Origin of the sequence: Inquilinus sp., assembly GCF_039594555.1 — a bacterium.
Lineage (GTDB): Bacteria > Pseudomonadota > Alphaproteobacteria > DSM-16000 > Inquilinaceae > Inquilinus.
Genome location: NZ_JBCNNF010000326.1, coordinates 1 through 7799 on the forward strand (window position 1 = coordinate 1; position 7799 = coordinate 7799).

Sequence of the window (7799 nt, forward strand, 5' to 3'; positions counted from 1 at the left end):
GAACAGCAGATCCGGCACCCGCTCGGGCGCCGAGGGCGCCGGCACCGAGACGCCGAACACGCCCTCGACCAGCGGCGCCTCGGGCGTCCAGTCGCGGAACACCAGGGGCTGGCCCCTGCCCTGCACCACCGGCACGCAGGCGTGATGGCCGCGATCGATCGCGGCGCGCAGCAGCGGCAGCGGGTCGAGCTCGTCGTCGATCGGCAGATAGGCGCTGACCACTCCACCCGGCGGCAGAGGGATCGCCCGCAGCACGTTGTCGCGCAACCGCTCACCGGCCCCGGCGCCGTGCTCGGCATGATAGGCGGCACGACGTTCCCGCGCCGCGGCGCGGAACGCCTTCTTGGCGTCGCGCAGCTCGGTCCCGTCAGGCATTGCGGCTAGGGAAGAAAGAGGTGGTAGCGGAGCCGCATCGGCCGGTGGTCATATCGTCTCCTCTTGGGCCCTGCAACAGCAGGTGGGTGCCGTGTGTCCAGGACCACGATCCCGGCAGGGACAGCCCCCTAAGAGAAGCGCATCGGCCCCAGGGACAAAGCGACCTGTCGCACCGCGCAGCCCCGCTCCGCGAACAGATTTAGGGCGTCTCGACCCGGGCTGCAATGGCCTCGATCCGATCCGCGAGTTTCTGCAGCCGCGACGCCAGTTCCGGATCGTCCAGCGGCGACGGCGCCGGGGGCGGCGCGCCGGGGATCTTGCCCTCGCGCAGGTCCAGCAGCTCGTCGCCCAGCATCAGCGCGACCATGACCAGCAGATGCGTGTCGGTCGCGGTCCGCACCGAGCCCTGGATCTCGCGGATCCGGTCCTGCACGAAGGCGGCGACCTCACGGACGCGCGGCTCCTGACCGTCTTCGCAGGCGATCGGATATGGGCGGTTGTTCAGATTGATTTCGACCCGGGCCACGGCGCTACTTTTCCAAAAGGGTCTCGATGCGCTGGATCACCTGGGTGACCCGCGCCGCCACCGTCGCCGTGTCCTCGCGCAGCTCGGTCTCGATCTCGGTCACCGCCTGCGAGCGCACGCGGTCCGCAATCTCGTCGATCTGCGTCTGGCGGCGCTCCTCCTGGGCCGCGACAGCGGCATCCAGGCGCTCCAGGGCGCGTTCCAGTCGGTCCAGCTCGGCGGTCAACCCGCTCATGGGCGGGACTCCAGATCCAGCGTCATCCGCGTGAAACTATGCGCCGCTCCGTTCCCCGTCAACGGACGCTTCGGGGACCGCCACGCCGACGGAGCCGGCGAAGGCCGCCAGACGCTCCCAGGTGCGGCGGTCCAGCGGCACGCCGAGCCGGGCGCGCTCCGCCGCCTCCCGCTTCTCCGGATCGCCCGGAGCCATCACCTCCTGCCCCGGCTGGGCCGGCTGCGACCGCAGGTCCGAGAGAATCGCAGCCAGCGAGTCCTCATAGCCGCCGGCGGCGAAGGCCCGTGGCTTCAGCAGCAGGAAGAAATGGCCGATATGCACCGGCTCGCCCGGGCCGGTGAACTTGGTCATGCGGAAGCCGTGCGGCATGCCGGTCAGGCTGGCGCACAGGATCTCCACCATCATCGCCAGCCCGGCGCCCTTGTAGCCGTAGCCCAGCCCGCCGACCGGGATCAGGCCGGTGGCGACATGCGGATCGGTGGTGGCGATGCCGTCGTCGCCGACGGCGACCTCCGGCGGCAGTTCCGTGCCGGTGTCGCGGCGCAGATGGACGCGGTTCAGCGGGATGGCGCTGGTCGCCATGTCCAGAAGCATCGGCTCCTCGTCCCGGGCCGGGGCGGCGAAGCTGATCGGGTTGGTGCCGAAGAACGGCTTCACCCCGCCATGCGGCACCACCAGCGCATCGGCATGGGTGCAGCCGAAGGCGACGAAGCCGCGCTGCGCCGCCGCCAGGGTGTAGACGCCGGTGGCGCCGTGATGGGACGAGCGGGTGACCACGGCGGCGGCCAGCCCCGTCTCCTCCGCCAGCGTCGCCGCCTCGTCGATGGCGCGGTAGCTGGCGAGGTGGCCCAGGCCTCCATCGGCGTCGACGACGACGCAGGACGGCGCGGTCCGGGTCGCGGTGATCGCCGGTGTTGGATTGACCCGGCCGTTCTGCAGCTGGTCGAGATAGAACGGCACCAGCCGCACGCCATGGGTGTCGACGCCGCGGGCCGAGGCGTCGGTCATTGCCCGCGACGTCGCCGCCGCGGCCTCGGCCGACATGCCGGCGCCGCGCAGCAGCGCCGCCGCGAAATCCTCCAGCACCGGCCGTGCCAGGCGCACCCCGTCGAACCGTTCCATCCCAGATCTCCGAAACCCTGCGGCCGGCATGCGTTCCGGCCGATATGTCCGACCTGTCTAGCGCAGCGCCCGGCGGACCTCCAGCGCTTCCGTCCGCCCCTGGGGCGACAACGAGAATGTCGGACCTTTCGGCCTGCGATTTCGGCCCGAATTGGGCATTTGGTGGCATTGACGCGGGGGACGCCGGGCTGCATGGTGCCGCCGCCCCCGACGACAGCCCGCCTGACGAGAGCCTGGGCGGGCCATCGCCGGATCCCCGTGCCCCGAACGGATCGATGCCATGAGCGACAGCCCCCGGACCGTGACCCACTCAGACATGGCGAACGCCATCCGCTTCCTGTCCCTGGACGCGGTTGAGGCTGCGAAGAGCGGCCATCCCGGCATGCCGATGGGCATGGCCGACGTCGCCACGGTGCTGTTCAGCCGCTACCTGAAGTTCGACGCCGCCCACCCGACCTGGGCCGACCGCGACCGCTTCATCCTGTCCGGCGGCCACGGCTCGATGCTGCTGTATTCGCTGATGTACCTGACCGGCAACAGCAAGATCACCCTCGAGGAGATCAAGCACTTCCGGCAGCTCGGCTATCACACCGCGGGCCATCCGGAGGTCGACCACGAGGCCGGGATCGAGACCACCACCGGCCCGCTGGGCCAGGGCCTGGGCAACGCCGTCGGCTTTGCGCTGGCCGAGCGCATCCTCAATGCCCGCTTCGGCGACGATCTGGTGAACCACCACACCTGGGTCACCTGCGGCGACGGCGACCTCGAGGAGGGCATCAGCCACGAGGCCTGCTCGCTGGCCGGGCACCTGAAGCTGGGCCGGCTGATCGTCCTCTATGACGACAACCACATCACCATCGACGGCCCGACCTCGCTGTCCTTCAGCGACGACGTGCAGAAGCGGTTCGAGGGCTATCACTGGCACGTCCAGCGGGTCGACGGCCACGACACCGACGCGATCGCCGCCGCCATCGACGCGGCGCTGGCCGATGAGCGGCCGAGCCTGATCGCCTGCCGCACCATCATCGGCTGGGGCGCCCCGAACAAGCAGGGCACCAGCGGCGTCCACGGCTCGGCGCTGGGCAAGGACGAGGTCGCGGCCACCCGCGCCAACCTCAACTGGCCCTACCCGCCCTTCGAGGTGCCGGAGGCGACGATCGCCGCCTGGCGCGAGATCGGCAAGCGCGGCGAGGCCGAGCGCCTGGCCTGGGACGCCCGGCTGTCGAAGACCCCGGCCGAGACCCGCGCCGCCTTCCGCCACGCCATGGACGGGACGCTCCCCTCCGGCCTCGACGGCATCCTGGCCAAGTTCAAGGCCGAGACCTCGGCCGCGAAGCCGAGCCTGGCCACCCGCGTCGCCTCCGGCCAGGTGCTGGAGCTGCTGGTGCCGGCGATCCCCGAGCTGATCGGCGGGTCGGCCGACCTGACGCCATCGAACAACACCAAGACCAAGGTCTCGACCGACATCGAGCCGGGCAAGTATGGCGGCCGCTACATCCGCTACGGCGTGCGCGAGCATGGCATGGCGGCGGCGATGAACGGGCTGACGCTGCATGGCGGCATCATCCCCTACGGCGCCACCTTCCTGACCTTCACCGACTATTGCCGGCCGTCGATCCGCCTGGCGGCGCTGATGCGCCAGCGCGTCGTCTACGTCATGACCCATGACTCGATCGGCCTCGGCGAGGACGGCCCGACCCACCAGCCGGTCGAGCATGTCTCGGCGCTGCGGGCGATCCCGCATCTGATGGTGTTCCGCCCCTGCGACGCGGTCGAGACCGCCGAGGCCTGGCAGATCGCGCTGGAGACCGAGGACGCCCCGTCGGTGCTGGCGCTGACCCGCCAGAACCTGCCGACCCTGCGCCTCGACGCCAATGCCGAGAACCTGTCGGCCAAGGGCGGCTACATCCTGCGCGAGGCGACCGGCACGCCGCGCGTGCTGCTGGTCGCCACCGGGTCGGAGGTGTCGATCGCCAACGAGGCGCGCGACCTGCTGGAGGCCGAGGGCATCGGCACCCGCCTGGTCTCTATGCCCTGCACGGCGCTGTTCGACCGCCAGCCCTCCGACTATCGCCGTAGGGTGCTGGGCCAGGGCGTGGTCCGCATCGCGGTCGAGGCCGGGGTGCGCCATGGCTGGGACCACTATATCGGCCCGGACGGCGCCTTCGTCGGCATGACCGGCTTCGGCGCTTCGGGCCCCTACGAGCAGCTGTACAAGCATTTCGGGATCACGGCCGAGGCGGTTGTCGCCGCCGCCAAGGCCAAGCTGTAACGCCGATGCGCGGACCGGCCCTTCCCGGACAGCAAGGGAACGGGCCGGTCCTTTGGGCTATCGGTATAGGACCATCGGATCGGAGAAGACGACATGGCCGTGAAGGTTGCCATCAACGGGTTCGGGCGCATCGGGCGCCTGGTGCTGCGGGCGCTGATCGAATCCGGGCGCAAGGACATCGAGGTGGTCGCGATCAACGACCTCGCCGACGTCAAGACCAATGCGCATCTGCTGAAGTATGACAGCGTCCACGGCCGGGCGCCGTTCGACGTCCAGGTCGAGGGCGACACGCTGATCGTCAACGGCCACGGCATCAAGGCGGTGCAGCAGCGCGACCCGACCCAGCTGCCTTGGGGCCAGCTTGGCGTCGAGATCGCGCTGGAATGCTCGGGCATCTTCACCAAGCGCGACGACGCGGCGAAGCAGCTGACGGCGGGCGCCAAGAAGGTGCTGATCTCGGCCCCGGCGACGGACGAGGACCTGACGGTCGTCTACGGCGTCAACCACGACAAGCTGACGGCGGCGCACACGATCGTTTCCAACGCCTCCTGCACCACCAACTGCCTGGCGCCGGTCGCCTGGGTGCTGCATGACGCGATCGGCATCGATCACGGCTTCATGACCACGATCCACAGCTACACCGGCGACCAGCGCATCGTCGACACGATGCACAAGGACCTGCACCGGGCCCGGGCCGCGGCGCTGAACCTGATCCCGACCTCGACCGGCGCCGCCAAGGCCGTCGGCAAGGTGCTGCCGGAGCTGAAGGGCAAGCTGGACGGCACCTCGATCCGCGTGCCGTCGCCGAACGTCTCGGTGGTCGACTTCAAGTTCGTCGCCAAGCGCCCGACCACGGTCGAGGAGGTCAATGCGGCGATCAAGCAGGCGGCCGGCGGCAAGCTGAAGGACATCCTCGGCTTCTACGAGGAGGACCTGGTGTCGACCGACTTCAACCACGACCCCCGCTCCTCGATCTTCGCGATCAACGAGACCAAGGTCATCGACGGCACCTTCGTCCGGGTCATGGCCTGGTACGACAACGAATGGGGCTTCTCGAACCGGATGGGCGACACCGCGATCGCCATGTCCCAGGCCCGCTGAGGCGGACCGACGGCTCCATCGAGACCAGAGAGGGCGGCTTCGGCCGCCCTCTCCTTTTCCGGCAGCGCTCAGTCCGGCTTGGCGACGTGCCAGACACCGCCGACGCCGTCGCCGGTGACGTCCCCGGCCTTCTGGTCCTTGACGAAGGTGTAGAGCGGCTTGCCGTCATAGGCCCACATCATGGTGCCGTCGGCGCGCTTGACCACGGTCCACTCGCCCATGGCCATGGCGCCGGCCGCGGCCTTGAACGGCGGCCAGTTGGCGGCGCATTTGTCGACGCAATTGGACTTTCCGGCCTCGTCCTTGTCGTAGACGTAGAGCGTCATGCCTTTCTCGTCCGTGTAGACCTCGCCGGCCGAGGTCTTCATGGTCTTCGCCGGCTCGTCCATGGCGAAGGCCGAAGCAGCGAGGAGCAGCCCCGCCGCAACACCGATTGCGATGAACTTCATGGTGTCCTCCCCGAAGGCAGGCGGGTACGGCCGAGGCCGGCCCGCCACCTCACGGTTCGCCCCGGGAAGAACTGAGGTTGCGTCTCCGGCGGCGTCAGACCGCCCAGGGCGGGGTGAAGGGCTCCTGCCCTGCATAGGCGGCCTGGCCGCCGACCGGCAGCACCACCACCGCATCGAACGGCTCCGGCCCCGGATTGGCCAGCGCGAATTCGGTGTCGGCCGGCACCACCAGGGCGCCGCCGGCCGCGATTTCGTGCCGTTCGCCCGCCAGTGTGGCAACGGCGCGGCCGGCGACGGCGATGAAGATCTCCTCTCGCGTGACGCGGTGCGGAGCGCCGGGCGCGCCGGGGTCGAGCGCGATCCGCCATGCAGCGGTCTCGCGGGCACCGCGGCTGGGCGCCGCCAGACCGGTGAAGGTGATTCCGGGCAGCGTGAAGCGCGGCGCCTCGGACGCGGAAATGACAGGCATGGTCTTCTCCTGCGGAAAGGCTTGAAGCGCGATCCGCCGAAGCGCATCTTCGGCGATGAATCGTCAAGCATCTTGACGGTATCGGATGGATCAAAAATGGTCAAGCCGCTTGACGACGCCTCCTATCCCGCGCCGCTCGACCATATCGGCTGGCGGCTGTGGCGCCTGGCCTGGGCCTGGAAGGCCCGGTTCGAGGCGGAGATGGTGGCGCTGGGCCATGGCTGGTTCGCCGAGGCGCGCTCGGCCGTGCTGGCCCATCTCGGGCCGCAAGGCGCGCCGCAATCCAGCCTGCCCGGCCGCATGGGGCTGACCAAGCAGGCGGTGCAGCAGCTTGTCGACGACTTGGTCCGCGACGGCATCGTCGAGCGCCGCCCCGACCCGCGCGACAAGCGCGGCCGGCTGGTCGTCCTCACCCCCGCCGGTCTGGCGGTGATGGCCGATGCCGACGGCGTGAAACGCCGGATCGAGGCCGAGTATCGCGGTCTGCTCGGCACCGGGCGCTTCGACGCGCTCAGCCGCGACCTGGATGCGCTGGACGAAAAACTGGCAGGCGCGGAGCGGGGCTGAGGCCCGGAGCAAAAAAAAGGGGCGTCTCGAAGGACGCCCCGAGTCTGGCCGCCTTATGCGGCAGCGTTACTGCACCGCCTCGCCATGCAGGGCGAGGTCGAGGCCGTCGCGCTCCGCCTCTTCCGAAACCCGGATACCCATGACCGCCTTGATCAGGACCAGCAGCACCGCGGTGACCACACCGCTCCAGACCAGCGTCGCCAGCACGCCCTCGACCTGGATCCAGACCTGGCCGGGATTGCCGTAGAGCAGCCCGGTGCCCGCCGAGTTGACCGACGGGTCGGCAAAGACGCCGGTCAGGATCGCGCCGACGATGCCGCCGACACAGTGCACGCCGAAGACGTCGAGCGAGTCGTCATAGCCCAGCGCCTTCTTCACCGAGGTGGCGGAGAAGTAGCAGATGATGCCGGCGGCAATGCCGATCGCCAGCGCGCCCATCGGGTTGACGAAGCCGGAGGCCGGGGTGATCGCCACCAGCCCGGCGACCGCGCCGGAGATGATGCCGAGCACGCTCGGCTTGCCCTTGGCGCCCCACTCCACGAACATCCAGGCCAGCGCCGCCGCGGCGGTGGCGATGTGGGTCACGGCGAAGGCCATGCCGGCGCCGCCGCCCGCGGTCAGCGCCGAGCCGGCGTTGAAGCCGAACCAGCCCACCCACAGCAGCGAGGCGCCAATGACGCTGA

General features: G+C 69.9%; 8 protein-coding genes, 1 other RNA gene and 2 pseudogenes. 3 read left to right on the plus strand and 8 right to left on the minus strand.

Annotated elements, in window-relative coordinates; translation table 11 throughout:
* The 5 genes and pseudogenes from ABDW35_RS27035 to ABDW35_RS27055 form a co-directional block, all read right to left on the minus strand.
* Positions 1-375: pseudogene (locus ABDW35_RS27035) on the minus strand (5-formyltetrahydrofolate cyclo-ligase); the annotation flags it as partial.
* A gap of 25 nt (positions 376-400) precedes the next feature.
* A non-coding RNA gene (ssrS, locus tag ABDW35_RS27040) (6S RNA) lies at positions 401-561 on the minus strand.
* A 13-nt stretch (positions 562-574) separates the two neighbouring features.
* Positions 575-901: a cell division protein ZapA gene (locus ABDW35_RS27045; protein WP_343716957.1), complete on the minus strand. Its 327-nt coding sequence runs from the start codon at positions 899-901 to the stop codon at positions 575-577.
* A 4-nt stretch (positions 902-905) separates the two neighbouring features.
* Positions 906-1136: a hypothetical protein gene (locus ABDW35_RS27050; RefSeq protein WP_343716958.1), complete on the minus strand. Its 231-nt coding sequence runs from the start codon at positions 1134-1136 to the stop codon at positions 906-908.
* A 36-nt stretch (positions 1137-1172) separates the two neighbouring features.
* Positions 1173-2258, minus strand: coding sequence for an Ldh family oxidoreductase (locus ABDW35_RS27055; RefSeq protein ID WP_343716959.1), 1086 nt, complete (start codon positions 2256-2258; stop codon positions 1173-1175).
* Between the two features lie 280 nt (positions 2259-2538).
* Between ABDW35_RS27055 and tkt the strand changes: the two genes are divergently transcribed.
* Positions 2539-4530: a transketolase gene (gene tkt / locus ABDW35_RS27060; protein WP_343716960.1), complete on the plus strand. Its 1992-nt coding sequence runs from the start codon at positions 2539-2541 to the stop codon at positions 4528-4530.
* Positions 4531-4623: 93 nt separating this feature from the next.
* A complete protein-coding gene (gap, locus tag ABDW35_RS27065) occupies positions 4624-5631 on the plus strand; it encodes a type I glyceraldehyde-3-phosphate dehydrogenase (protein ID WP_343716961.1) in 1008 nt (335 codons plus the stop codon).
* A 68-nt stretch (positions 5632-5699) separates the two neighbouring features.
* On the opposite strand, the gene ABDW35_RS27070 is transcribed toward gap, so the two are convergent.
* Together ABDW35_RS27070 and ABDW35_RS27075 are read right to left on the minus strand one after the other, a co-directional pair.
* The gene (locus ABDW35_RS27070) at positions 5700-6080 is read right to left on the minus strand and encodes a hypothetical protein (protein WP_343716962.1); all 381 of its coding nucleotides are present in this window, start codon (positions 6078-6080) and stop codon (positions 5700-5702) included.
* 94 nt (positions 6081-6174) lie between these two features.
* Positions 6175-6549, minus strand: a complete 375-nt coding sequence (locus tag ABDW35_RS27075) for a cupin domain-containing protein (RefSeq protein WP_343716963.1) — start codon at positions 6547-6549, stop codon at positions 6175-6177.
* Positions 6550-6645: 96 nt separating this feature from the next.
* Here ABDW35_RS27075 and ABDW35_RS27080 point away from each other — a divergent pair, with 96 nt between their 5' ends.
* Positions 6646-7116: a MarR family winged helix-turn-helix transcriptional regulator gene (locus ABDW35_RS27080; protein ID WP_343716964.1), complete on the plus strand. Its 471-nt coding sequence runs from the start codon at positions 6646-6648 to the stop codon at positions 7114-7116.
* Between the two features lie 66 nt (positions 7117-7182).
* On the opposite strand, the pseudogene ABDW35_RS27085 reads toward ABDW35_RS27080, so the two are convergent.
* Positions 7183-7799 (minus strand): annotated as a pseudogene (locus ABDW35_RS27085) (ammonia channel protein); the annotation flags it as partial.

Bases quoted from the DNA above. Each gene is read 5' to 3' on its own strand.
- ABDW35_RS27050 (WP_343716958.1), bottom strand. From the start codon at position 1,136: ATGAGCGGGTTGACCGCCGAGCTGGACCGACTGGAACGCGCCCTGGAG.
- ABDW35_RS27055 (WP_343716959.1), bottom strand. From the start codon at position 2,258: ATGGAACGGTTCGACGGGGTGCGCCTGGCACGGCCGGTGCTGGAGGAT.
- tkt (WP_343716960.1), top strand. From the start codon at position 2,539: ATGAGCGACAGCCCCCGGACCGTGACCCACTCAGACATGGCGAACGCC.
- gap (WP_343716961.1), top strand. From the start codon at position 4,624: ATGGCCGTGAAGGTTGCCATCAACGGGTTCGGGCGCATCGGGCGCCTG.
- ABDW35_RS27070 (WP_343716962.1), bottom strand. From the start codon at position 6,080: ATGAAGTTCATCGCAATCGGTGTTGCGGCGGGGCTGCTCCTCGCTGCT.
- ABDW35_RS27075 (WP_343716963.1), bottom strand. From the start codon at position 6,549: ATGCCTGTCATTTCCGCGTCCGAGGCGCCGCGCTTCACGCTGCCCGGA.
- ABDW35_RS27080 (WP_343716964.1), top strand. From the start codon at position 6,646: ATGGTCAAGCCGCTTGACGACGCCTCCTATCCCGCGCCGCTCGACCAT.